General features: G+C 59.5%; 23 protein-coding genes. 10 read left to right on the top strand and 13 right to left on the bottom strand.

Annotated features, from left to right (window positions below; translation table 11 throughout):
• Positions 1–37: 37 nt before the first annotated feature.
• Together GGD46_RS25415 and GGD46_RS25410 are read left to right on the top strand one after the other, a co-directional pair.
• Entirely contained in the window at positions 38–1,084 is a 1,047-nt protein-coding gene (locus tag GGD46_RS25415; protein ID WP_184709228.1) for an ATP-binding protein, read from the top strand.
• Positions 1,085–1,100: 16 nt separating this feature from the next.
• Positions 1,101–2,027: a TniQ family protein gene (locus GGD46_RS25410; RefSeq protein WP_184709226.1), complete on the top strand. Its 927-nt coding sequence runs from the start codon at positions 1,101–1,103 to the stop codon at positions 2,025–2,027.
• 159 nt (positions 2,028–2,186) lie between these two features.
• Here GGD46_RS25410 and GGD46_RS25405 read toward each other — a convergent pair whose 3' ends face one another.
• The gene (locus tag GGD46_RS25405) at positions 2,187–2,795 is read right to left on the bottom strand and encodes a LysE family transporter (RefSeq protein ID WP_313206335.1); all 609 of its coding nucleotides are present in this window, start codon (positions 2,793–2,795) and stop codon (positions 2,187–2,189) included.
• A 181-nt stretch (positions 2,796–2,976) separates the two neighbouring features.
• Positions 2,977–3,825 carry an alpha/beta fold hydrolase gene (locus GGD46_RS25400; protein WP_184709224.1) on the bottom strand — a complete coding sequence of 283 codons (849 nt, stop codon included), beginning with the start codon at positions 3,823–3,825 and terminating at the stop codon, positions 2,977–2,979.
• Positions 3,826–3,955: 130 nt separating this feature from the next.
• Here GGD46_RS25400 and GGD46_RS25395 point away from each other — a divergent pair, with 130 nt between their 5' ends.
• The 4 genes from GGD46_RS25395 to GGD46_RS25380 all read left to right on the top strand — a co-directional run bounded on the left by GGD46_RS25395 (position 3,956) and on the right by GGD46_RS25380 (position 9,243).
• Positions 3,956–4,852 carry a LysR family transcriptional regulator gene (locus GGD46_RS25395; protein ID WP_184709222.1) on the top strand — a complete coding sequence of 299 codons (897 nt, stop codon included), beginning with the start codon at positions 3,956–3,958 and terminating at the stop codon, positions 4,850–4,852.
• Between the two features lie 219 nt (positions 4,853–5,071).
• A complete protein-coding gene (locus GGD46_RS25390) occupies positions 5,072–6,070 on the top strand; it encodes a LacI family DNA-binding transcriptional regulator (protein ID WP_184709220.1) in 999 nt (332 codons plus the stop codon).
• Positions 6,060–7,841, top strand: coding sequence for an adenine deaminase (locus GGD46_RS25385; RefSeq protein WP_184709218.1), 1,782 nt, complete (start codon positions 6,060–6,062; stop codon positions 7,839–7,841). Before GGD46_RS25390 ends, GGD46_RS25385 begins: the two co-directional genes overlap by 11 nt.
• Before the next feature lie 49 nt (positions 7,842–7,890).
• The gene (locus GGD46_RS25380) at positions 7,891–9,243 is read left to right on the top strand and encodes an NCS2 family permease (RefSeq protein WP_184709216.1); all 1,353 of its coding nucleotides are present in this window, start codon (positions 7,891–7,893) and stop codon (positions 9,241–9,243) included.
• 237 nt (positions 9,244–9,480) lie between these two features.
• Here GGD46_RS25380 and GGD46_RS34295 read toward each other — a convergent pair whose 3' ends face one another.
• Both GGD46_RS34295 and GGD46_RS25370 read right to left on the bottom strand, forming a co-directional pair.
• The gene (locus GGD46_RS34295; protein WP_281414731.1) at positions 9,481–9,999 is read right to left on the bottom strand and encodes an ABC transporter permease; all 519 of its coding nucleotides are present in this window, start codon (positions 9,997–9,999) and stop codon (positions 9,481–9,483) included.
• Positions 9,896–10,144: a hypothetical protein gene (locus GGD46_RS25370; protein ID WP_184709300.1), complete on the bottom strand. Its 249-nt coding sequence runs from the start codon at positions 10,142–10,144 to the stop codon at positions 9,896–9,898. Before GGD46_RS25370 ends, GGD46_RS34295 begins: the two co-directional genes overlap by 104 nt.
• A 21-nt stretch (positions 10,145–10,165) precedes the next feature.
• Here GGD46_RS25370 and GGD46_RS25365 point away from each other — a divergent pair, with 21 nt between their 5' ends.
• Entirely contained in the window at positions 10,166–10,498 is a 333-nt protein-coding gene (locus GGD46_RS25365; protein WP_246806473.1) for a flavin reductase family protein, read from the top strand.
• A 127-nt stretch (positions 10,499–10,625) separates the two neighbouring features.
• Here GGD46_RS25365 and GGD46_RS25360 read toward each other — a convergent pair whose 3' ends face one another.
• The 8 genes from GGD46_RS25360 to GGD46_RS25325 all read right to left on the bottom strand — a co-directional run bounded on the left by GGD46_RS25360 (position 10,626) and on the right by GGD46_RS25325 (position 18,508).
• The gene (locus GGD46_RS25360) at positions 10,626–11,063 is read right to left on the bottom strand and encodes an SRPBCC family protein (protein WP_184709210.1); all 438 of its coding nucleotides are present in this window, start codon (positions 11,061–11,063) and stop codon (positions 10,626–10,628) included.
• A 9-nt stretch (positions 11,064–11,072) separates the two neighbouring features.
• Complete coding sequence (locus GGD46_RS25355) at positions 11,073–11,906, bottom strand: phosphoenolpyruvate hydrolase family protein (protein ID WP_184709208.1); 834 nt, start codon at positions 11,904–11,906, stop codon at positions 11,073–11,075.
• A 1-nt stretch (position 11,907) separates the two neighbouring features.
• Positions 11,908–13,116, bottom strand: a complete 1,209-nt coding sequence (locus GGD46_RS25350) for a Tm-1-like ATP-binding domain-containing protein (protein ID WP_409527713.1) — start codon at positions 13,114–13,116, stop codon at positions 11,908–11,910.
• A 10-nt stretch (positions 13,117–13,126) separates the two neighbouring features.
• On the bottom strand, positions 13,127–14,023 hold the full coding sequence (locus GGD46_RS25345) for an ABC transporter permease (protein WP_184709206.1): 897 nt from the start codon (positions 14,021–14,023) through the stop codon (positions 13,127–13,129).
• Positions 14,024–14,026: 3 nt separating this feature from the next.
• Positions 14,027–15,055: an ABC transporter permease gene (locus GGD46_RS25340; RefSeq protein WP_184709204.1), complete on the bottom strand. Its 1,029-nt coding sequence runs from the start codon at positions 15,053–15,055 to the stop codon at positions 14,027–14,029.
• On the bottom strand, positions 15,052–16,557 hold the full coding sequence (locus tag GGD46_RS25335) for an ABC transporter ATP-binding protein (RefSeq protein WP_184709202.1): 1,506 nt from the start codon (positions 16,555–16,557) through the stop codon (positions 15,052–15,054). The genes GGD46_RS25340 and GGD46_RS25335 overlap by 4 nt, the downstream gene beginning before the upstream one ends.
• 18 nt (positions 16,558–16,575) lie before the next feature.
• Positions 16,576–17,595 (bottom strand): BMP family ABC transporter substrate-binding protein, encoded by a 1,020-nt coding sequence (locus GGD46_RS25330; protein WP_184709200.1) that lies wholly within the window; start codon positions 17,593–17,595, stop codon positions 16,576–16,578.
• Between the two features lie 73 nt (positions 17,596–17,668).
• Positions 17,669–18,508, bottom strand: coding sequence for an SDR family NAD(P)-dependent oxidoreductase (locus GGD46_RS25325; RefSeq protein ID WP_184709198.1), 840 nt, complete (start codon positions 18,506–18,508; stop codon positions 17,669–17,671).
• A 112-nt stretch (positions 18,509–18,620) separates the two neighbouring features.
• Between GGD46_RS25325 and GGD46_RS25320 the strand changes: the two genes are divergently transcribed.
• Positions 18,621–20,030, top strand: a complete 1,410-nt coding sequence (locus tag GGD46_RS25320) for a PLP-dependent aminotransferase family protein (RefSeq protein WP_184709196.1) — start codon at positions 18,621–18,623, stop codon at positions 20,028–20,030.
• A gap of 17 nt (positions 20,031–20,047) precedes the next feature.
• Here GGD46_RS25320 and GGD46_RS25315 read toward each other — a convergent pair whose 3' ends face one another.
• Positions 20,048–20,419, bottom strand: a complete 372-nt coding sequence (locus GGD46_RS25315) for a cupin domain-containing protein (RefSeq protein ID WP_184709194.1) — start codon at positions 20,417–20,419, stop codon at positions 20,048–20,050.
• A 417-nt stretch (positions 20,420–20,836) separates the two neighbouring features.
• Between GGD46_RS25315 and hutH the strand changes: the two genes are divergently transcribed.
• Positions 20,837–22,363, top strand: a complete 1,527-nt coding sequence (gene hutH / locus GGD46_RS25310; RefSeq protein WP_184709192.1) for a histidine ammonia-lyase — start codon at positions 20,837–20,839, stop codon at positions 22,361–22,363.
• A gap of 72 nt (positions 22,364–22,435) precedes the next feature.
• On the top strand, positions 22,436–23,440 hold the full coding sequence (locus GGD46_RS25305) for an ornithine cyclodeaminase family protein (RefSeq protein WP_184709190.1): 1,005 nt from the start codon (positions 22,436–22,438) through the stop codon (positions 23,438–23,440).

Below are 23,440 nucleotides of genomic sequence, written 5' to 3'. Positions count from 1 at the left end.
CAAACTTATCAATGTTTTCGTTCTAAAGGAGCGCGCTTTGGATATCTCTCAATCTCAGCGGGCAGCAATCGCCCGTATTCGGGCACTGATGCCACACGATGTACTTTTGAAGGCCGACCGCGTCGCTCGGATGAACGGTCGTTATATTGGCCTCTCACGGGACCAGAGGCTCAAAAAGGCCTTCAAAGCGATGGTCGAAAGCATTGCTGTCGTTAATCTCGACGAGGTGGCCAAGCCCGATAAGCGCAGAATTGTTGCCGTCTGTGGCGAATCCGGTGCTGGCAAGACGACCGCACTGTTGAGGCACACTGCCGAAACGGTCGCGATGCGGCCTTATGTCGATGAAGACGGGAATACAAAATCTCCTGTCTTGATGATGACTGCTCCGAGCCCCTGCACTCCCCGTCTTTTAGCGTATGAGGGTTTGCATGCGTTGGGATATCCCGTGCGAAGCACTCTCCGCGAAAATTTGATGTGGAAGACCTTCCGAGATGTGTTGAAGGCGCATGAAGTGATGTTCTTGATCATCGACGAGGCACAGCATGCGGTCGACGCCGCCAATGGCGTCGAAATCACCAAAATCGCAAACTCTCTGAAAAATTTGGTCCAGATGCCTGACTGGCCACTCAGGATCGTACTGGCAGGCGTCGAGCCTCTCGATCAGTTCCTGGCTATAAAACAGTTGGCGAACCGCTCGACGGTTATTCCTTTCTCGAAGATGACTGGGACCTCCGGTGAAGCAACAATCGCGGAAGTGACGCGTATGATCATCTTCGACCATGCCGAGCTGTCTACCGCACTTCACGAGGACGAGGAATTCATCAAGCGTTTGATCCATGGATGCGACCGGGATTTCGGCACCATTGTCCAGATGATCCGTGGCGCTGTCGAAGAAGCAATCGACGGTGACCAAACCGTCGTCACTAACCAACAGTTTGCAAACTGCTTCGAAAACAACACTGGATTTGAGCCGGACCGCAACGTTTTTCTTGTAAAGAATTGGAAGGATACCAGGCCGTACGACGCCTCTCATCGCGAGGCGAATGCGCGTTTGGAGAAGTTCGCAAGGTCTCGCAAAAAGTAAGTTGCTGAGGTTCAGAATGCTTTCGTTGACGGTCCCCTTTCAGCCAAATGAGACCTTGGCCAGCTACTGCTCTCGTATCGCCGCGCTGAATGGTATCGAGAGCGCCGCAGAATTCGCGTCGCATTTCGGTTTCAACTTTGGACGGTTGGCCGAAGGCTGGGAAACCGACGTGAACGTGTTTTGCGCCCTGCTTGGAAGTAGGCAGGGTCGTCCAGCAGACGGTGTCGTCATACAGAGCAGGGAATTCGTGGAAACTCCAGGAGGAACATTTTCGCGCGAATTTCTCGAAACAGATCGCTGTCGTTTTTGTCCGGCCTGCGTGGCAAATGACATCGGCCCAGCGCGACGTCTCCACCGTGCTTTTGGACGCGTCGAATGGATGATGAAGTTTGTGCACACTTGCCCGGAGCATGGGATTCGGTTGCAGACGGTATCCGGCGACAGGCTGAAGGCGTCAGATTTCTCTGCCCAACTGCGAACAGCGATCGCCGATCTTGAAAACCTCGCCGGGCCGCGCTCAACGAGGCCTGCTGGCTTCCAAGATTACGTGGTGAACCGATTGCGAGGTGGTCCGCCCCACGGAAATTGGCTCGATAAATTTCCCTTACAATCAGCGGCCCATTTCACCCAATTGCTCGGCGCAGTCGCCAAGTATGGCCGAGAACCAGAGCTAGAAGAATTTGATGATGATGATTGGGTTGAGGTTTCTGACATTGGATACGCAATGGTATCCCGGGGTGAGCAGGCATTAGACTCCGCACTTGACCCATTTTTCGATTTAAAACCGATACGCCGAAAGATCTCGTTATCGATGCTTCTGGGGCGGCTGTCCGTAGAGTTGCTGGAGAGAGCAGACCAACCCGGGTACACCGAGCTGCTCAGGTATTTGGAAAATGCGGCACGTTGGAAACATCCGACTTTGACTTCTGAACTGCCCTACTAGAAATCAAGTTTGATTTTTGCCAGCCGGGTCGATGACCCGGCTTTTTTTGTGCCCGAAAATTCTGGGCCACGCTACGTTCTGGTTCGGGCCACGCATACTCCGTTTATGCCGGAAAACCGGGGGTTTTGGCACCCGTTTGGGCCATACTTGGTTCCGTTTTTACAGAATGGCCATCAATGCAGTAGCGAGGATCGTGCCGCCCATCAAGACATTGATCGTCCTCTCGGTCGTTGGCTCGAGGTCGACCCGGCCTAAGACGACGCCGGCCCATAGCCAGGCAAGGTCGACAACGATCATAACGACAACGCAGATAATCCACTTGATCGACATGTCCGCTACCGTGTCCAGCCGGACGATCGCGTAAGACGCCATCAGAGATGCAAAGGCAATATAGGCCTTCGGATTCGTAACGCCTAGGAGCACTCCACCAGCCACCGTCGAAGCGAAGCTCGATCCAGCCTCCGTCTCGCTTGCCCCAACCGGGGCGAAAGCGATCTTGTAAGAGAGATAGAGCAAATAGGCCGTCGCGATGAACATCATCGTCTTCGTAGCGCCCGGAATAGCCGCAAATGCCGAAAAGAGACCTGCGGCGCTGACGCCAGCAGCAACAGCCAAACCTATCTGCAGGCCGGCATAAAAGCGCAGGCCGTGGAGAAATCCCCGCTCTTTGCCAACGGCGATAAGCGCCGCGATGGCAGGTCCAGGCGACCCAAGCAGGATTACCGCAGCAAGCGAAAAAAGAGACAAATCCATCAAATCAATTGTCACGAAATTCACCGTCTAAAGGATTACCTTCGTCGTCGCCTGCGGCCCAAGAGAGCCGCGAGGCAGGTCATGACGAACGTTGAAATCTATTCAGTGCCTTCAAAGAGCGCCCCCAGAAAGCGCCGCACGAAGTTCGCGCAGTCTACAGCGCTCTCCGGGCTTCGTCGGGACCTATCACAGAAACTCAGATCGATTGCGGATCGAGAAACGCTACGACTTCCTCGCCGAACTCCTGCGCAAATTCGATATTGGAGAAGTGCACGGACCGGAAGGTTTTCAGTCTCGCTCCGGGGATCGTGTTGGCGATCGCTTCACCCATCGCATGTGAGGTCACGGTATCGAACTCTCCCGCAATCACCAGCGTCGGGCTTTGGATAAGCGTGATCGTGCGGCGCATGTCGGCGTCGCGCACGGCGGCAAACAGGCCGGCAAGGCCCTGGCGCGATGTATTCAGCAATACGTCGCGAAATTGGCGCACAACAGGTCCATTCTCTGCAAGTATTGGCTTCGGAAACCAGTTGCCGAGAAAGGTTTCGGCAGTTTCCTGCATATCCGCCGCGGCCAGCGTTGCGGCTATCGACCGGTCGAAGTTCTCTGCCGGACCGAGATAGGAAGACGTATTGCTGAGGATCAGACGGTCGATGCGTTCCGGCGCATGGATGGCAAGCCATTGGCCGACCCAGCCACCCAGGGACAGGCCGAGGAAATGTGCCCGTTCGATCCCGAGCCAATCCATCAGCTCCAGCACGTCGCGGCCAAGCCGCCCGTCCGAATAGGCGCCAGCCGGAACATCGGAGCCGCCGTGACCGCGGTAATCATAGCGGATAACCCGAAAATGCGCGGCCAAGGTTGGGATCTGGAGATCCCACATGTGTAAGTCAGTCGCGATAGAGTTGGAAAGGATAAGCGCTGGGCGGTCCTCCGGGCCATCGATCCTGTAAGCGACCTTAACGCCATCACCAGTGGTGAAGAACGACAAGGCGGCCGGTTCGTCATAATTGAGCGTGGCGGGCTGAGCGGAGCTATTGGTCATGATATGCACCTTCACTTGCTGTTGGCGCTTTCCGTGTGGAGCGCGTTTACCGAAGACAGTGCGACGCTAGTTTGACGCTCGTTCGAAAAAAATTGAAAAGATTCGAAGATCATTGTAATCAGAATATACAATGCAGCCCTTCACGCTCCAGGAAATCCAATGTCTCGATGCGGTGGCCCGCGAAGGCGGCTTCCAGGCCGCAGCCTCGGCGCTGAACCGGTCGCACACAGCCGTCTTCGCGGCGATCGCCAAGCTCGAGGCAACCCTTGGGGTGGCGCTGCTCGACCGCAGCGGCTACCGGGTTAGCCTGACCGAGGCCGGACGATCCTTTCATCGCAAGGCGCAGGCCCTGCTTGGTGAAATGGAAGTCTTGCGGCTGCATGCGCACCAGCTCTCGATGGGCGAAGAAACACATCTGCGTGTCATTCTCGGCGATACATGTCCGCTGCATGGCGGGCTGCAATTACTGGGTGGATTTTTCGGTGACTACCCGAACACGCGGCTGGACTTGCATTTCGAGACGATCGGAGGTCCATCCGAGCGGCTCCTCCTCGATGAGGCTGACCTGATCCTCCATTGGATAGACAAGTCCGACCCGCGCTTCGAATGGATCGACCTCGGCACGATCTCGTTCGTGCCGGTCGTCGCCCCGAATTTTCTGCCGTTTGCGCCCTCGCCCTCAATCACCCCCGAGCAGATGCGCGGGCTGACCCAGTGCATCATTCGCGACACCGCGCGGGATACTCCGAAGACCAATTTCTACGTGGTAGAAGGCGCACCGCAATGCACGGTCGCCGATCATGCAATGAAGAAGGAGATCGTGCTTCGCGGCATGGCCTGGGGTCACCTGCCCCACTTCATGATCGGGGAGGAACTGCGCGAAGGGCGGCTGCTCTCGATTGCTGGGCAGCATTTCCCCGGCACCGATGTCGCACTCGCCGCCGCCCGCCGCCGCGACCGACCGCATGGACCGGTCGCCGACCGTCTTTGGGACTACATCAAAACGCATCCACCGTTTTTCGGATAGGCTGCCGTTCTGGAACTCACACGGGAAGCTTCTCCCTTCATGGTGGGAGGTCTCCTTATCGGTGACAGCACGCAAGCGTGCCGCCCCATGCGTATTGTGTAAGGTTTCTTTCGCACCCCTTGAGGTCAGCCCCTTCCTAGGAAACTGGAAAGTAAGCACTTGCAAAAATAGCATCTCTTGATTAATCGTTTAATCAACGATGATCAAGACCAGCCCGAAATGAGTGAAACGCGCCCTTCTTCCATTCGCCAAATTGCCGACAGGCTGGGTGTGTCCACGGCGACCGTCTCCAATGCTCTGCGCGGCAAGGGGCGCGTTTCTCCGGCCCTTACCGAGCAGATCCGGGCTGAGGCAGACAGGCTGAGCTACGTGCCGGATCATACGGCGCGCGCGCTGCGCACGGGCAAAAGCAATACGGTCGGACTGCTCGTTCCGAACATCGGTCAACCCTTGTTTCCAACCTTCGCCCAGGCCATTGAGCGGGCGGCCAAGCAGCGCGGCCTTGCCGTTCTCATCGGCGACAGTCAGGGTGATCCGCAGCAACAGGATTTCGAGATCAGGAATATGATCGCGCGCGGCGTCGACGCCCTGATCGTCATACCGACGCGCGGTACGACCGTTATGCCAGAGAGCGTTGCAGTTCCTGTTGCCGTGATCGACAGCGCGGTCACCGGTGGCAATGTCGCCGCGAGCGATCACCGCGAAGGCGGCCGCAAGATCGCGCAGCATCTGCTTGCGCTTGGTCATGACAAGCTTCTTGTGCTTGCTGGCCCGGAGAATGCATTGGTGGCAAGCGAGCGTGTCGGAGGAATATGCGAGATATTCCGTTCGGCCGGTATCGAGCCGACGTTGACGCATAGCGACGCTACTTTCGAGGCGGGATGCGCTCTCGGCCGCGAACTTGACGTCACTCGCTTCACAGCCTGTGCGGCCGCCTATGATGCGCTGGCCATCGGCTTCGCGCTCGCCGTTCGGGAGCGGGGTTGCCGTATACCGGCTGACCTATCGCTTACGGGTTTCGATGACCTGATGTGGGCGCAAATCGTCTCGCCGCCGCTGACGACAGTCCGTCAGGATCTTGAGGCCGTTGCCGTGCACGCTCTCTCCTTCGTCGCCGGCGAGACCAGTACCAGCAGAATTTTTCCGACAGAACTTGTTGTCAGGCAATCCACCGCGCGGCCATCGGCCATCGCCCAGGGAGACACAAATGCCGAATGAACCCCATGATCTCCATGCATCCGACCTGCGCGATCGCGCGGTGCGGGCCGCCCTTGCGCTCGAACCTTTCGATGTCCTGATCGTCGGCGGTACGATCGTCGATGTCGCGACCTCGGACATTCGGCCGGCTGATATCGGCCTTGTCGGTCCGCTGATTGCGAGTGTTCATGCTGCAGCGAGCAGGACCGACGCCAAACAGACAATTGATGCTTCGGGACGCTTCATTGCGCCCGGATTCATCGATACGCATATGCATGTTGAAAGCTCGATGGTAACGCCGAGGCGATATGCGGAAACCGTCGTCCCACAGGGTACGACGACCGTATGCTGGGATCCTCATGAAGTTGGCAATGTCGCCGGTCTCGAAGGCATCCGCTGGGCGCTGGAAGAAACGAAGCAGCTGCCGCTGCGCTTTTTGACCCTGGCGCCGTCCTGTGTGCCTTCTGCGCCCGGGCTGGAACTTGCCGGTGCAGAGTTCCGGTCCTGCGAAATGGCGACCATGTTGAGCTGGCCGAACATTTCGGGCGTTGCCGAAGTGATGAACATGCGCGGCGTGCTTGAGCGAAGCGAGCCGATGCGCGGGGTCATCGAAGCGGGGCTCGCCAGCGGCAAGCGCGTCTGTGGCCATGCCCGCGGCCTCGAAGGCGCTGATTTGCAGGCTTTCGTCGCGGCGGGCATTCAATCCGATCACGAGATCACGTCCGGGGAAGATCTGCTGGCGAAATTGCGCGCCGGCCTTACCGTCGAGTTGCGCGGCTCCCATGACTATGTGCTGCCCGGTGTGATCGAAGCGCTGAAGACACTACCGCATCTGCCGCAGACGCTGACGATCTGCACCGACGATGTCTTCCCGGATGATCTGGTGAACGATGGAGCAATGTCCTCCGTTCTCAGGCGACTTATTGGCTATGGCATGAGGCCGATCGACGCCATTCGAGCCGCAACGCTCAATGCTGCCATGTGGCTCAATCGATACGATCTCGGGTTGATTGCTCCCGGTCGACGCGCCGATATCGTCATCCTGTCCGACCTCGAAAAAATCAAGGTCGATCGCGTCTACGCATCGGGGCGCGAGGTTGCCAGTGACGGCAGACTTGCGGAGGTTCTCAATGGCAGTGCACGGGCGGACGCGTATCGCGACACGGTAAAGCTTGCCAGGCTGTCAGCAGCCGATTTCGAGATTGCCTTGCCTGGCATGGCCGAGGCCCGCATCAACACCGTCGTCAGCCCTCGCTTCACAAAATGGGGAGAGGCCACGGTCGAGGTAAAGGACGGCAAGCTCGTCCTGCCTGACAACATGCTGCTCATGGCGGTTATTCACCGCCATGGGAGAAAAGACCCCTCGCCCGTTATCGGAATTCTGGAAGACTGGGGCCATTGGTGCGGCGCGTTGGCAACGACAATATCGCATGACAGCCACAACCTGACGGTCTTCGGCCGCAATCCCGCGGATATGGCCGCGGCGGCCAACGCCGTCATCGATGCCGGCGGCGGCATGGCAACGGCTGAGGATGGCAAGGTTACGGCGCTGCTCGCCCTGCCCGTCTGCGGGCTGCTGTCGGATGCTCCAGCACACGAGGTTGCCGAGGATTTCGCCAAGCTGCGCTTGGCAGCCGACGCGTTCGCCGATTGGATGCCGCCAATTCGTACCTTCAAGGCGGTCGTCGGAGCCAGCCTTGCATGCAATCCCGGCCCGCACGTCACCGACCTTGGACTGACAGACGGCACGACACTGCAAATCAGACCGCTTCTGGCCGCAGGCCCAAACTGACGTCACTGGCTGCACGGCAATGATTGCCGACTTAGGAGAGATATATACGATGGCCTCAAACATGAATGTTGTGCAGCCAAGCGAAGCATCGGAAGTGTGGTGGAAGACTTATTTCCGCATGCGTGAACGCAATACCAATACGAAAACGGAGGTGATTGCCGGCATTACCTCCTTCCTTGCCGCCGCCTATCTACTCGTGGTGATTCCGTCCCTGCTTTCGGCTGGCGGTATCGATCGCGCGGCCGCGACGACGGCTGCCATCCTCGTCATCATCGGGGCGACACTGTTCATGGCGCTCTATGCCAACATGCCCTTCGTGGTTGGCCCCGGTATCGGCGGCTCGGTTCTGGTCGGGCCGACAATGGCGGCTGTGGAACATATTCCGTGGCAGACCGGTCTTGCCATCTCGTTCTGGTCGAGCGTCATTTTCGTGCTTTTGACCGTGTTGGGTGTGCGCCAGGTCATTACCCGCATGGTGCCAGCCCAGATCAAGCTCGGCTTGGGCGCGGCCATCGGATTGTTCATCGCCCTTCTTGGCTTCAAGAATGCGGGGCTGGTTGACGTCAACGCCAAGAGCCATGCGCTCATGCTCGGATCCTTCAGCTCAGGACAGGCCATCATCGCCGTTTTCGGGATTTTCCTGGCCGTCTTTTTGCGCGGGCGCAAAGTGCCGGGACCGATCCTTTGGGCCATTCTGGGCAGCACGCTGCTCGGCATTCCACTTGGCGTCACGAAGCTCCCGACCACATTTTTCGGCGTACCGCACGGCATCTCCGAAATCGGTCTGCAGCTCGACTTCTTCGGCGCGCTCAAGATCCAATATTTCCCCTATCTCTTCGCCTTCTTCGCCTCGGAATTCTTCTCGACGCTGGGCACGACGCTCGCTGTCGGTGCAAAGGCCGGTCTGGTTGACGAAGCCGGCAATATGAAGGATCTTGGCAAGCCTTTCCTGGTCGACTCCATTGCCGCAACGATCAGCCCTTTGCTTGGTATTCCCTCAGCCACGGCGCTTGTCGAATCCGCCACTGGCGCCGAAGTAGGTGGCCGCACCGGCCTTGCCTCCATCGCAACGGCGGCTCTGTTCGCCCTCACCCTGCTCTTCACTCCCATCGCGCTGATGATCCCGGCAGCCGCCACCGCACCGGCTCTGATCCTCGTCGGCATGTCGATGTTCGGCGCTCTGAAGAAAGTCGATCTCGAGAACTTCTCAGACGGTCTCTCCGCCCTGATGATGGTCTTGCTGACCTTGGTTTCAAACAGTTTCGGGACCGGCATTGCCGGAGGCCTGCTGTTCTACGTCATCGTCAAAGTGCTGTCTGGCGAGGCAAAACAGGTGTCGATCGGCATGTATCTTCTTGCCATCCCGCTCGCCTACTATTTCTGGACTGTCGCGGCTCACTAAGCGGCAAGCAGCTCGCGCATTTCGTGCGCTGATCCGGTATCAACGCCAAAAGCCGGCCCCATCCATAGATGGGGTCGACTTATCATTGTTGTCGCGCTGTTCCCAGGCAGCGCCGTCGCGTCCTATTGCGATGGCTGCTTGCGCTGCAGGAGCTCCATGGTCAGGAATAGCAGCGTTACGATTGCCAGAATGACCGTCGACGCGGCCGCAAGTGTCGGACTGACCTGCATGAACACATCATCCCATCCCTGCAGCTTCGAACCGCCCTCCCATGGCCGACGACAGCGAAAGCAACCAATCGCCGGCGAAGACGGCAAGCATGGTCATAAGTGTAGGCAGGACGGCAAGCGCACTGCCCACGCGCCAGTTTTGATAGGAGTTGATATGCTCGATGACCAGCTGGCCGATCATGGTCTGAGCTGGGCCGCCAAGCAGCGCCGGCGTGATGAAGAGCGAAAGCGCCACAATGAAAACCAGCAGGCCAGCGGTTGCCACGCCGCGCATGGTCAGCGGAAAATAGACGCGCCAGAATGTCTGCGCGCCGCCTTCACCCAATGTTCGGGCCGCCGACACCAGGCTGCGGTTTACGCATTGAGAACGGGAAACATGATGATGACGGCAAGCGGCAGCAGCGTATGCGTCATCGCGAATATCACTGTACCTCGATTGAACAGAACGTTCCCTCCCCCGGCATGCCCAGATAGTGCAGCAGGTTGGAGAACGGCCCGTTGCGGCCGAGCCGGACCAGCCAGGCAAAATTCTTGACCAGCGAACTCGTCCAGAACGACGTCAATATGAGCACGAGGAAGCGCCTTTGACGCACCGGCGACCGATGGGCGATCCAATAGGCAAGCGGATATCGGAGGGGCAACCTGTGGGGTTTACCTGCCAGTCGTTCCATAGCCTTTTGCTGGAGCCGCCTTTGGTCTCCTTCAGCGTCATGCACAGCTCGACGAGTTGGCTGAAGATCCGAGCTGCGGGCATCTTTTCGGTCAATATTCTAGCGTCAGGACAAAGGGAAATTTCCAATGCCTTAGGTGACAAGTGGCAAGGCGTCGCCTGGAGCGGAACGACTTCAGGCAATCCGGTCATCGAAGGATCTCTCGCTTGGGTCGATTGCACGCTTTACGAAGAACATCTGGCCGGCGACCATCGCATCGTGATCGGGCTGGTGAACGACATGAGCGTCGCTCAATCGGAGAACGAACAGCAGCCCCTGATCTTCTTCAAGGGGCGCTATGTCGAACCGGCGTGATCCGGCCGAGGAACATCGTGCGCTGAGAAACGGGACAGAGGCCTGCCCGTAAAGAAAGCGGAGCGTGTTCTAAAGCGCTCCGCCAGAATTTTCATGACGCCGATTTTGGTGGCGCCTAGGCGCTCGTCTATTTGCTGAGCGTGGCCTGCAGGGCTGTCCAGCCGGCAGCGAAGACGTGCGTGGAAACGATCTCGACGTATTTCCCTGCATCTTCGGGCTCTTCGTCGAAACTAGCCGTCCATTCCGCGAATGTGCGGTTCCCTTCCGTGATCGGGAGCAATCGGATCCCTGCAATATAGTTCTTCACCGGAAATGCCGGCTTCACGAAGCTGTAGGACAGCGAATGATCAACGTCGCTGAGCGCGAGCAACTGTTCGCGCACATGCGCGCCATCCGTGAGATAGAACGAGCGGATGCAGCCGACATCGCCGCTGCTATGCCCACCCTCGATTTCGCTTTTCGCAATGGCCGGATGCCAATTCGGCAGGCCGTTGAAATCGCGCACAAGTTTCCACACGGTTTCAATCGGCGCATCGATCACCGCACTTGCATATGCCTTGGCCACATTCCCCTCCTAATGTTTGATGACAAGATTTTTGAAGGCTCTCGTCTGTTCGACGAGCGCTTTTTCCACCGGCAGGCGCTCCATGCTGGAAGCACCATAGAAGCCATGGCAACCCGGGCACCGCTCCAGAATGTAGCGGGCATCCTCCGGTTCGGCGATCGGACCGCCATGGCAAAGGACGATGATGTCCGGATTGACGCTCCGGGCTGCGGCGGCGATCGCATTGACCTCCTCCACGCATGCCTCCAAGGTCAGCGCGGTGTCGGCGCCGATCGCTCCGCCCGTCGTCAGTCCCATATGGGCAACAACGATGTCTGCGCCGGCTTCGGTCATCGCACGAGCGTCTTCGACCGAAAAAACATAGGGCGTCGTCAGCAAGTCCTTGCTGCGCGCCAGCCGGACGAGCTCAACTTCCAGGGCATAACCCATACCGGTCTCTTCGAGATTGGCTCTGAAGGTGCCGTCGATCAGACCGACAGTCGGGAAGTTCTGGATGCCAGCAAATCCCAGCCCTTTCAGCTCGTCGAGAAAATGGTCGAAATTGCAGAATGGATCCGTACCGTTCACGCCGGCAAGAACCGGGGTGTGCTTGACGACGGGTAGCACCTCACGGGCCATGTCGAGCACGATCTCGTTGGCGTTGCCATAGGCGAGAAGACCGGCGAGCGAGCCTCTTCCGGCCATACGGTAACGGCCGGAATTATAGATGACGATCAGATCGATGCCGCCGGCTTCCTCGCACTTGGCCGAAAGGCCGGTACCGGCGCCGCCGCCGATAATGGGAATTTTTGCGTTGATCTGCTGGCGGAACTTTTCCAGCAACTGACTTCTTTTGAACTTCATACTAACGCCTCGTGCTGATTTCGTGGAAGTGTCGAACGGCTTCGGAGCAGAACTCCGGGGAATTGATTGCATGCGGCACCCGAAGCACCCGGCGGTCCTGGGTCTGCTGCACCGTGCTTTCGATGGCGTCGAACAGCGCGGCGTTTGCTTCGGGGTCGTGGAACGGTTGGCCTGGAGCGTCCAGAAGCGACACCCCTCCGAGGGGCAGTAGGAAGCGCACTGGACCAATGCTGCGGTTCAGCCGCTCGCCTATCCACTTGCCCATCGCCACGTTTTCCTCGACCGTCGTGCGCATCAGCGTGATCTGCGGGTTGTGCACATAGAGATTGCGCTGGCGATACTTCTCCGGAACGGTGTCGATGCCGGCGAAATTGACCATGTCCAGTGCGCCGCAGGAGCCGACATAAGGCAGCGGCAGTTGCGCCAGGAAGCCGAAACGCTCTTCCGTCGCCGGCAGAATGCCGTCAAACAGCAGGTCGCATACTTCGGTCGTGGTGATATCCAGGACCCCGGCCAGATAGCCGGACGCGGCAAGCTTTTCCATCGACTGACCACCGATGCCGGTCGCGTGAAACACCAGGCACTCGTACTGGTCGCGCAACTGCTCGACAACCTGGGTGATGCAAGGTGTGGTGACGCCGAACATCGTCAGGCCGAGCGACGGCCTGTCGTCCTGCTCGGCCTCCTTGCGATTGCGGACCATGCCGGCGATCGAATTGGCGGCATTCGACAGGACCGTTCGCGAAATGCGGTTAAGCCCGGCAATGTCGGTAATCGAGTTCACCATGGAAATATCGTTCGGGCCGACATAGGCGCTGATATTGCCGGCGGCCACAGTCGAGACCATCACGCGCGGGGTGCCGACGGGCAGGACGCGCATGGCCTGCGTGACCATCGCAGTACCTCCCGAACCGCCAAGGCCGATGACGCCGCCGACGTCCTTGCGCGACAGGATGAAGTGTTCGAAGGCAAGGCCCATCGCCGAGACGGCTGAACCCCGGTCTCCGGTGAAGACCGCCTGGACACCGCCGGGATGGAAGCCGGCGACGGTCTTCGCATCGACGTCGACATTACCGGACGGCGTCGCCGTCGAGAGATCGACCAGGACTGCGGACATTCCTTGAGCCCTGATCAGCTCCGCGACGTAACGCAGCTCGTCACCCTTGGTATCGCAGGAACCCGCCACATAAATGGTCTTCGGCATAGTCATCGTTTCCTCCTCACGTATTTTTCAATTTTCTTGCAGCAGTGCGCAGTCCCAGGCCGACCATCGCCAGCAGAGTGATACCGTAGGGGGCTATGTCGGTGATCTGATTGGGGAGCCCCTGCCCCTGGAGCCGCAGCCCGATCGCATCTGCGAGGCCGAAGCCGAAGCATGCCAAAGCGATGCCGAGCGGATGGGCGCGGCCCAGCATTACGGCGACCACGGCGATCCACCCCCGCCCGGCCGTCATGTTTTCGGCAAAAAGCGCAACGGAGCCAAGCGCCAGCTCTGCCCCCGCCAACCCGCAAAGAGCACCGGCGAAAACAACGATCGCGGTTTGATAGCGGCTCACATTGGCCCCCATCGCCGCCGCCGCGGACGGTACCTCGCCGATGCCGCGCAGCCGCAAGCCCCAGCGCGTCCGGAACAGGTAGATGTTGACGAGGATCACCAGTAGCCATGAGAGATAGACGAGCGCATTGTGTCCGCCGACAATCGCACCGAACACGGGAACGTCGGCAAGGCCCGGAATGCCGAAGCGAGGCAGAGCGGTAACGGACGGATCGACGAGCGTGCCGGTTACACCGAACAGGGCGCTCAGAAGGTAGGTCGTCAATCCGGAGGCAAGCAGGTTCAGGCCGATGCCGATGACGATCGGATCACCGCCGAACCGCGCGCCGCCGAGAGCAAGCGGCGTCGCGAAGATTGCAGCACTGATGAGAGCCAGCAGCACGGCGAGTGCCGGTGAGCCAAAGGCAACGCTTGCCGCAACGACCACGAAGGCACCGACGAGCATATTGCCCTCAAGCGCGATGTTGAAAACGCCGGCGCGTTCACACAGCGCTCCGGCCATCGCCGCCAGCAGCACCGGCGTCATCAGATCGAGCACCTGGGAAAGAAGCATATTGATCATGATCTATCGCTTCCTCAGGAAGATCGGGCGGGCAGCGAGGCAGAGAATGATCAATGCCTGCAAGACCCATGTGAGGACGGCTGGCAGGCCGAGCGCCCGCTCCATGGAAAATCCGCCCACCTGCAGGGCTGAGAAGAATATCGACGTGATGACGGTCGCAATCGGGCTTGCCATGGCAAGGACCGCTGCCATCAAGCCGGACCAGGTGTAGCCCGGAGCAAGCAAGGCGCCATCGGTGAAACGATATTGCTGTCCGAGTATAAGCAGGGCACCGACCAGCCCGGCCAGGGCGCCGCTCAGGAAAGCCACCCGGCGCGTCTGACGCTGCAAGTTCGTTCCTGAATATTGCGCGAAGCGGGCATTGAGACCCGTCATACGCCACTCGAAACCATTGACGCCGTGCCGGTCGTTGACGACCACGGCAATTGCGACCGCAGCCATGATCACCATGCCCCAACTGATCGGCAATTCGAGAATGCTGCTGGGCAGGCGTGCTCCCGTCGCGACACGATAGGTTTCCGGCATACCCGTCGATGGATCGCGCAGGGGATAGCGAACGAGATAGGATGTCAGGCCGCGGGCGATATAGCTCAGGAGCAGGCTCGCGATCAGAAAAGGAATCGCGAGACTTAGCTGAAGGATGGCCGCGATCCAGGCATAGAGGCCACCTGCGCACATGGCGGCCAGCAACGCCAACACGGCTCTGAGGACACCTGGCGCCGGCAGGTAAAGCGCAACAAGCGCGGCTGCGAGCCCGCCGACCAGCATCTGCCCGTCGCCGCCGAGATTGACGAGGCCGGCGCGCAGCGCGATCGCAGCCGCCAGGGCCATACCGACCAATGGTACAGCGCGGGTGAGCGTCTCGCCCAGTCCGCGGCCGGCGACGGCGCCGGTGATGATCTCACGATAGACCGAGAGCGGATTGGCACCGGTCGAGAGAACGACAAGCCCTCCCAGAACAACCGCAGCGATGATGGAGAGCACGATGGCCACCATTCTTGATTTCGTATCGAGGCCTCCCGCCGTCGTCATGCGCTTTGTACTCCCCCCATCATCCAGCCGCCGACGGTGCTTTCGTTCATATCGTTTCCGGTGAGGCTGGCGTTGATCCGTCCCTCGAACATCACGAGAATGCGATCCGAAAGCGCCAGCAGTTCATTGAGGTCGGATGAGACCACCAGGATCGCCCGGCCTTTGTCGCGTTCGGCAATCAGCGTCTTGTGAATAAATTCTATGGCTCCGACATCCACCCCGCGTGTCGGCTCCTCGATGATGATAAGCGGCGATTGGTGCTCGATCTCGCGGGCTATGACCACTTTCTGCATGTTGCCGCCGGAGAGCGAGCCGATCGGCACCTGCTCCGAGGTGGCTTTCACCCTGAATTGTTCAATCAGCCTGCGCGCCTGGGTGCGGATGGCCTCTTTGCGGAGAAATCCCCGGTGAGAGGCATCTGAGACACGATGCGTGCCAAAGACGATGTTGTCAGCAATCGAGGCTGCGGGCGCAGTGCCCGTCAGATGCCGATCCTCGGGCACATAGGAGATGCCGGCGGACCGACGATCTGCGATCGAGAAATCGGAAACGTCCTTCCCAGCGACGACCACCGAGCCCACCGCGCGCTCAAGTCCCGTGACGGCTGAAATCAACTGCGGCTGACCGTTTCCGGAAACGCCGGCGATACCGACGATTTCCCCAGGCCGAACGTCGAAAGACACATCGTCAACAACGGCAACATTTGCCTTGCGGACCGAAAGGTTCCGGACAGAGAGCATCGGCGTTGCGGTCGACACCACCTTCGTCGCGACCGTTGGCGGCACATTTCGCCCAATCATGGCACGGATGATCTCGGCCTCGTTCGTCTCCGCCGTCGTCAAGGTACCCGTGAGGCGGCCGTCACGCATGACGGTGATCTGGTCTGTGACGGCGGTGACCTCCGGAATTTTATGGGTCACGAGAATGAGCGCCATGCCTTGGCTTGCCAGATGTCGCATGGCCGCGAAGAGGCTGTCGCGTTCTTGAGGCGTGAGGACGGCCGTCGGCTCGTCGAGGATCAGGATCTTCGCCTGACGCGACAGCGCCTTTAGAATCTCGAGGCGCTGGCGTATGCCGACCGCCAGATCGCGCACACGGCTGTCGGGGTCGATCTCGAGCCCGTGCTTGGCGCCGAGCTTGCGAACAAAATCGCGAGCGGCATCGGCCGAGACAAACGGACCATTGCCGGGCTCGTTCTGGAACACCAGGTTTTCCCAGACGGTCAGGTTCGGAAACTGCCTGAATGTCTGGTGAACCATGCCAACGCCGGCGGCGATGGCGCTGAGCGGGCTTGCAAAATCCATGGCTTTGCCATCGATCACGATTTCGCCGGCATCCGGTTTGATGAGCCCATAGAGGACGTTCATCAGGGTCGACTTGCCGGCCCCGTTTTCACCCATCAGCGCGTGGATCTCGCCGCTTTTTACCTCGAGGCTGACGCCGTCATTGGCAGCAAGGCTCCCAAATCGCTTCGTAATGCCCTTCATCTGAAGCAAGGCCATTGTCGTGCTCCGGAATCGTCACTGAGCCATGGGATCAGGGATAGCGATCGCACCCGATACGATCCTTGCCTGGATTTCCTTGAGTTTGCCGATGACTTCGGTTTCCTTTGCGACCGCGCAGCCGGAGGCCGCAACGTCCGGTGACATGGCCAGCAGCTCCAGTCCGCCTTCGGCAAGGCCGAAGCCCACTACCGGCTTGGCGGAGCCCTTGAGGATGCCGTCGATAGTGGCAGGAAGAATGACATCGACGCGCTTGAGCGTGCTATCGAGGATGGCGCCGGGAGCATCGCCACACTGATTGACGTCGAGGCCGATCGCCATCGCGCCGGGCTTGTCAGCCACCGCCTTGAAGACGCCGCCATTGCTGCCCGCCGCGACCGCATAGATGCGGTCCGCTCCATTCGAGAGCTGCAATGCGGCTTGCGTCTGCGCCCTCACTGGATCCTGGAAGGGATTATCGCCGCCGATCCATGAGGTCGGTAGGACGTTGATGTCGGAGCGCACCGCCTTTGCGCCGAGCGCGAAGGAATCGGTGTAGCGATGCAGGAACGGGATATCGAGAGCGCCGATCACACCCACCGTCTTGCTGCTCGAGGTCAAGGCAGCCTCCGCGCCGGCGAGATAGGCGGATTCCTGTTCGCGGAACACGGCGCAGTGAACATTCTTCGGCGCATCCGGAATGCAGGTATCGATGATGACGAAATTCGATTCCGGATAATCCGGCGCCAGATCGGCGATGATATCGCCGAACTCAAAGCCCATGACGGCGATGATCTGGGCCTTCATGTCGATTGCGGCCTGGACGTTCTGTCTGCGGGTAGACGGATCGGTGCCTTCGAAGATACGCGCTTTCACGCCGTGAGCCTCTGCGGCTTTTTCGATGCCGATCTTTCCAAGGCCGAGGAACTTGTTCACTCCAATGCGGCTGGGCGTGACCAGAACGTAGGTGGCATCTTCAGCCTTGGCCGGCACCCAAAGCGTTGCAAGGGCAAGGGCGGAACCGAGGCAGATATTCTGGAATTTGCTGGTGGTGGTCATTTGAGACTCCAAGGGCAAGTATGTCGCGGGAGTTGCGGAACGCAGAAGCGCCGAACAGCCAGGGCGCATTGGTTCAATAGGGCGTATCGCCACCATCGGTGTTGATCGCCTGGCCGCGAATGATCATCGCGTCGTCGCTGAGCAGGAACGAGATCGTGCGCGCGAGTTCGGCCGGATCGATATGCCGGCGCAATTGCGAGCTGACGAGCTGCTTGAACACGTCATCGGGAGCCTGATCGACGAGACCGCCATAGGCGACTGCGACCTCGCGGAGCATGTCCGTCGCCATGCCGCCTGGGCAGACGCAGTTCACGTTGATGTCGTTCGGCGCAAGCACTTCAGACAGAACCCGCGTGAAGTTGATCATGGCCGCCTTGCTGGCACTATAGGCGAGCGACTGGGTGTGTCCCTTCTTGCCGGCTTCCGATGCCACATTGACGATTGCGCCCTTGATGTCCTTTGCAATCATTGCCTTGGCGACAAGTCGCGCGGCTTCGAACGCGCCAAAGACGTTGATGGAGAAAATGCGCTCCCAATCCGTCCAGGGTGTTTCAAGAGGATCGACATGTCGGACGATGGCCGCACAGTTGACGAGCCCGTCCAGGGCGCCGAGCCGATGCTCAGCCTGCCCGATTGCCGCTGCGATAGACTCGGCGCTGCTGAGGTCGACCACGACGCCAGAAACCGTTTTGGAATGTGGCCCGAGGCCTGCAATTGCCTCATTCAAGGCCTGCTCGCGGACGTCGCCGATGACGACCGAGGCGCCTTCAGCCGCCAGCAGTTCAGCAGCGGCCTTGCCGGCACCGCCTGCACCGCCGAGGACTAGATAACGTTTGCCAGCATGCGAGCGCGTTGGCACGACTTGCCGTACGGCCAATGGCGCATGCTCGCCCCTAGTGGCGAAAGATCCCATTTTTTCCTCCCCTGAGCCTGCTGACCGAGGCCCTTCATCTCGTTCTCCGCAAACCAAGTTGCTCCATTCTTCGAGATCTGACAAAGTCCACTTGTCGAGAAGTGGATCAGGAATGAACAGGATTTCACCGGCAAGGATCAGCCGGCTCATTGGTGACTGGCGCATGCTCGAGGGCAAGATCAGCCAGCAGCTGAGTTTGGCAATCGCCAAGTTGATCGCCGCGAGAGAGCTGCCCGTCGGTGGTCTGTTACCCTCGGAACGAGCGCTTGCGACGGCGCTTGCAGTAAGCCGGGGAACGGTCGTTGCGGCCTATGCTTCTTTGCGGGATGCGGAAGTGCTGGACAGCCGGCATGGCAGCGGCCATCGCATCGTTGCGTCTGCAACCACCTCGGGGGCTGCGCATACGCGCCTTGCCGGCGAAGTCTTGGCGCTCCCCCAGGATATCGATATGACCAGCGGCGCCCTGCCGCCCTCACCCGTTCTCACCCGAATGCTTGCCGCTTTGCGCGGCGTCGACCTTGCAAGCGTCGCTGCCGGCCTTGGTTACGATGCCTCCGGTCTGCCCGCGCTCCGCTGGGCTGTCGCTCGTTACTATACAGACCTCGGACTTCCGACCCATCCCGACAATATTCTGATTACCAGCGGCGCCCAGCAGGCGGTTTGGCTTCTCGCCAACGCCCTTGTCGATCCGTCGGATGCAGTCGTTGTTGAAGACCCGGTCTATCGCGGCTCGTTGGAGGCCTTTCGCCGGCGCAATGCGCGGATTGTTCCCGTCGCTGCCACGGATACCAGTCTGAACATGGTCGAATTGGAAAAGGCGCTCAGGAACCGGCCAAAGCTTCTCTATCTTTTTCCGGAAGCGCATAACCCGACGGGGCGATCGCTGGACGATGCCAGTCGCCGCAAGCTTGTGGATCTGCTGGAACGTTACCCGACTTTCCTTGTCGAAGATGGCGCGCAAAACGAACTTTCCACCCTCGCTGGAACAACACCGCGTCCACTCGCCGGCCAGACGAATCCGGAGCTCGTCGCAACGATCGGAACGCTATCGAAGTTGTTCTGGGGTGGTATCCGCATCGGCTGGATCAGGTCTACGCCTCTAGTCGTGAAGCGGCTCGCGAGTTTCAAAGCGGTCAACGACCTCGGTTGTTCGATGTTCGATCAGTATCTCGCCGTCGGCCTGCTCGAAAACATCAGCGAAGCGCGGACTTATCGTCACCAGGAGGTTGCCGGCCATCTGAAAGCCGCCGAGGATCTCATTACGGAGCGCGTCCAAGGCCGATGGCGCTGGTCGCGTCCTGCGGGCGGCACTGCCATGTGGATCCACATGCCCGGTGTCGATACAGTGGCGCTGTGCCAAGAGGCCCAACGCCACCGCCTATTCCTGTCGGCCGGCCCCGGCTACTCCGCCAATGAGAATTTTGGCGACTTCATCCGCTTGCCCTTCGTCCGCCCGCCGGCGACCATGCAGTTCGCCATCGACACCATTTGCAATCTGGCAGGCGAGACATTTCCCGCCTAGCAATTCCACCTACCTACTTATTGTTCCAGGTTCACATAGGATTCCGGGAAGAATCGCGGCGTGCACAGGCAATAGAATTCGAGATCTACTGCGCCCGTATTCTCGATACGCTGTGCCGCGCCGGCCGGTATGACTGCCTGATCCCCCACCTGAAGCCGCTGCTTTACGCCATCGATTTCGAGGTTGCCCTCGCCTTGGCGAACGATGTAACGCTCTATCACTCCGGTCAGGCTGTGCAGCTGCGTGGTAACGCCTACCTCGACGCGAGCGACCGCTAGCGACGCTTCCGGAGACGCATCGCAATTGTGCAACTCCGTAATATAGCATCGTTCGTCGGTCCAGAACTCGCCCTTACCGTTCGCGAAAACGATCTTGTCTTCCTCAGCCATCAGCTTCCTCCGTCATGTTTGAGCTGGCAAACTGAGCCGCGAATGGATGGCTCGGCAAGGACCACTTTGTGAAAAGTGGTTCGGACCTCGCCGTTTTGGCAACAATGGGCAAGGCGTCAGCCAAGCCGATATCAGAAGTCAGGCAGCCATAGTTCCTATGGCCTGGATGCTGGAGCCGGAATGATTCTCAATGAAAATTGCATAATATCAATAGCTTACATTAATATCTTAACACAGAAAACAAAATCATCCAGCCTACCTGGCTTTTCAACAGGGGGATCGCCGCACAATAGGATAGCGGTGTTCTTCAATCGATATGACTGCCGCTGCCCCTATGACATGGTATGCGTTAGACATACCTGATCCGACGACGAACATTGGCGGCAAGGCGATCACAGGTGCTGGAGGCAAGCGGAAATGAGCAAGACGGACAATACCGTATCCTTCACCGGAACGCCTCCGACAGTGAAGGATATCGTCGAGATCGCAAGAGGCAACGCGACGATTGCGATTTCGCCAGAGGTCGAGGGAAAGATCCGCTCAGCCCGTGCGGTCGTGGAAGGCTATCTCGCCGATGATCGTCCGGTCTATGGTTTGACAACCGCTTTGGGCGCGGGTGTCGATACCAGGCTTGATGCGGATGATCTGATTGCCTTTCAGATGCGCGTGCCCCAAGCGCGTGCGGTCGGAGTCGGCCCTGCGCTCCCGCGCGAGGCTGTTCGAGCCATGATGGCGGCGCGCCTCGCCGGCATGGCGGCTGGCGGGTCCGGCGTGTCGCTGCCGGTATTTTCAGGACTGGTGGCCGCGCTTAATGCAGGTTTTCACCCGGTCGTGCCGTCGCTTGGCTCTATCGGCGCGGCCGATCTTGCTCCGCTTGCGCACATGGGCAGAGCTTTGCTGGGAGATGGTGAGGCCGAGGTCGGCGGTATAGTAACAACGGCGGGCGAAGCTCTCGAAAGGGCCGGTTTGAAACCGCTTCCGCTGGGACCGAAAGACGGCCATGTTCTCGTCGTCGCCAACAGCCTGTCCGTCGGCAGGGCCTGTCTTTGTCTCGAAGACGTTTCTCGGCTGTTCGACTGGTCGCTTGCTGCAATCGCTTTGAATTTCGAGGCTTTCCGCGCTAACACATCCGCTTTCGACGACCGGGCGCTGGCTGCAAGACCGGCCTTTGGCCAGAGAGATGTCGCAGCCAGGCTTCGCGAGCTGCTTACCGGAAGCTCGCTGCTCGCCGATGGTGCGGCGCGGCGGTTGCAGGATCCCTTGAGTTACCGCTGCGCTCCACAGGTCTGGGGTGCGCTTCACTATGCAATCGGCCAGGCTCATGAGGTAACGGAGATCGAGCTTGCCAGCTCGGGCGACAACCCGGTCGTGCTCGCCGATGCAGGGCTTATTCTCTCGCATGGAAATTTCGACATGACCGCCTTCGTGCTGGCATGGGAACACCTCGGTCAGGCGCTGGCGCATTGTGCCGCCGCCACCGCGTACCGCACGATGAAAATCATGTCGGCCGCCATGTCGGACCTGCCGCGGTTCCTCACGCCGCTTGACCAGAGCCGCACGGGTTTCGCGACGGTGCAAAAGACGGTCTCGGCGCTCGAGGCCGAGATACGGCATCTGGCCATACCGATCTCGCTCACACCCCTTCCGGTTGCGGACGGGGTCGAGGATCAGGCGTCGATGGCGCCGGGTGTTCTGGCCAAGACGGGGGCGATCATCGAGCGGCTGCGCTACCTCGTCGTCATTGAGCTTATCGCTTCGGCGCAAGCAGTTGAGCTTCGTGGCGTGGAGAATGAGCTTGGCACGCTCACCGGGCAAGCCTACCGGCAGGTTCGTGCTCTCGTGCCGCCTCTCGGTGAGGATCGTGCTCAAGGGCCGGATTTCGAAAGACTGTCGGAGTTCATCGAAAATACCGGCTGGAAACCTGGTCTCGTCCAAAATTCGTGATGGTGCCCAACAGGCGCGCAACCCGCCTTATCGATAGACCGGCTCAGCCGGCAAGTGACTTGGAGAATGGCAATGCAGGAAATCTGGATCGACTATCTGAATGCCCTCGATGCGAAGGCACTGGCACTTTCCAACGATGAAATTCTGGACGCCGTGACCACAGCACTCGATGCGCAAGGGCGCGGCGAGACCGTGATCGAGCCCCGTGTCCATCTCGTTCCAGAGAGCTCAGATAAAGGACATTTCAATGTCTTGCGCGGCTATGTGAAACCATTGGATTATGCAGGCGTGAAGGTCGTCGGCGACTTTGTTGACAATTACAAACAGGGCCTGCCTTCGGAAATGGCTGTGCTCAACCTCTTCGATCCGCATACCGGCGTGCCGAAGGCTGTGATCGACGCGACCGCGATTACCGACATGCGCACTGGCGCTGTCACGGCTATCGGTGCCCGCCATCTTGCCCGCAAGGACAGCAAGATCCTCGGCCATATCGGAGCGCGCGGCACCTCTTATTGGAATGTGCGTCTGCTCGATCATCTCTTCGATTTCGAAGAAATCCGCGTCCACTCCCGCCGCCCGGAAAGCCGGGATGCATTCGCTGCGCGCTTGGAAAAGGACCTCGGCAAAAAGATCGTCGTGACGGATAATTGGGAAGATTGCCTCAAGGGCGCCGATATCATGATTGAGGCCAGCCGTCTGCCGGAACCTGCGCCACTCTTCAAAACGAACTGGGTGAAGAAAGGTGCATTCGTCGTTCCCTACGGCACGATGAGCGCGCTCGAATTCGACCTGACCGACATTATGGACAAGGTCGTCGTTGACGATTGGGGACAGTGCGGTCCCGGTCGGCCGTTCGGCGCGCTGCGCCGACATGTCGATGAGGGCAAGGTGACGGCCGAGACGCTCCATGCCGAAATCGGTCAGATCGTTTGCGGCGCCAAGCCCGGTCGCGAAAATGACGAGGAGACTATCCTCTTCTGGCATCGCGGGCTCAGCACCACCGATGTCGCGCTCGGCGCGGCGATGGTCGAAAAGGCCAGACGCATGAATATCGGCCAACGCCTTCGTTTTGCGTGA

This window comes from Martinezella lusitana (genome assembly GCF_014207095.1).
In the GTDB taxonomy this organism is placed as follows: Bacteria; Pseudomonadota; Alphaproteobacteria; order Rhizobiales; family Rhizobiaceae; genus Rhizobium; species Rhizobium lusitanum_B.
Note: the sequence above shows the minus strand (reverse complement) of the source record. Positions and strands in the feature narration are given on the sequence as shown.

Coding starts and splice junctions, on each gene's coding strand:
- GGD46_RS25410 (WP_184709226.1), top strand. CDS start 1,101: ATGCTTTCGTTGACGGTCCCCTTTCAGCCAAATGAGACCTTGGCCAGC.
- GGD46_RS25400 (WP_184709224.1), bottom strand. CDS start 3,825: ATGACCAATAGCTCCGCTCAGCCCGCCACGCTCAATTATGACGAACCG.
- GGD46_RS25395 (WP_184709222.1), top strand. CDS start 3,956: ATGCAGCCCTTCACGCTCCAGGAAATCCAATGTCTCGATGCGGTGGCC.
- GGD46_RS25390 (WP_184709220.1), top strand. CDS start 5,072: ATGAGTGAAACGCGCCCTTCTTCCATTCGCCAAATTGCCGACAGGCTG.
- GGD46_RS25385 (WP_184709218.1), top strand. CDS start 6,060: ATGCCGAATGAACCCCATGATCTCCATGCATCCGACCTGCGCGATCGC.
- GGD46_RS25380 (WP_184709216.1), top strand. CDS start 7,891: ATGGCCTCAAACATGAATGTTGTGCAGCCAAGCGAAGCATCGGAAGTG.
- GGD46_RS25370 (WP_184709300.1), bottom strand. CDS start 10,144: ATGGAACGACTGGCAGGTAAACCCCACAGGTTGCCCCTCCGATATCCG.
- GGD46_RS25355 (WP_184709208.1), bottom strand. CDS start 11,906: ATGAAGTTCAAAAGAAGTCAGTTGCTGGAAAAGTTCCGCCAGCAGATC.
- GGD46_RS25350 (WP_409527713.1), bottom strand. CDS start 13,116: ATGACTATGCCGAAGACCATTTATGTGGCGGGTTCCTGCGATACCAAG.
- GGD46_RS25345 (WP_184709206.1), bottom strand. CDS start 14,023: ATGATCAATATGCTTCTTTCCCAGGTGCTCGATCTGATGACGCCGGTG.
- GGD46_RS25340 (WP_184709204.1), bottom strand. CDS start 15,055: ATGACGACGGCGGGAGGCCTCGATACGAAATCAAGAATGGTGGCCATC.
- GGD46_RS25335 (WP_184709202.1), bottom strand. CDS start 16,557: ATGGCCTTGCTTCAGATGAAGGGCATTACGAAGCGATTTGGGAGCCTT.
- GGD46_RS25330 (WP_184709200.1), bottom strand. CDS start 17,595: ATGACCACCACCAGCAAATTCCAGAATATCTGCCTCGGTTCCGCCCTT.
- GGD46_RS25325 (WP_184709198.1), bottom strand. CDS start 18,508: ATGGGATCTTTCGCCACTAGGGGCGAGCATGCGCCATTGGCCGTACGG.
- GGD46_RS25320 (WP_184709196.1), top strand. CDS start 18,621: ATGAACAGGATTTCACCGGCAAGGATCAGCCGGCTCATTGGTGACTGG.
- GGD46_RS25315 (WP_184709194.1), bottom strand. CDS start 20,419: ATGGCTGAGGAAGACAAGATCGTTTTCGCGAACGGTAAGGGCGAGTTC.
- hutH (WP_184709192.1), top strand. CDS start 20,837: ATGAGCAAGACGGACAATACCGTATCCTTCACCGGAACGCCTCCGACA.
- GGD46_RS25305 (WP_184709190.1), top strand. CDS start 22,436: ATGCAGGAAATCTGGATCGACTATCTGAATGCCCTCGATGCGAAGGCA.